Annotated in this window: 1 pseudogene; it reads right to left on the reverse strand. The window is 65.2% G+C overall.

What is annotated here, in order from left to right:
• Nucleotides 1-227: pseudogene (locus A9Z05_RS01405) on the reverse strand (ABC transporter ATP-binding protein); the annotation flags it as partial.

Here is a 227-nt window from a genome sequence, read left to right on the forward strand (position 1 = left end):
GCCGTGGCCGCCGCCACCGCCGTGCGAATGGCCGTCGTCGTCCTCGTGTTCGTGATCGTGCTTTTCGATTTCGACGTCGCCCGACATCACGAAGATCTTGCCGTTCACGCGCATCACGTCGATCGGCGATCCATAGAGCCTCGACAGCACGGGCTTCGTGATCACCTCGTCGACGGTGCCGAGCGCGGCCACGCCGTTGCCGAGATACAGCACGCGGTCGAGCGCGT

This window comes from Burkholderia sp. A2, assembly GCF_001729305.1.
Lineage (GTDB): Bacteria > Pseudomonadota > Gammaproteobacteria > Burkholderiales > Burkholderiaceae > Burkholderia > Burkholderia sola.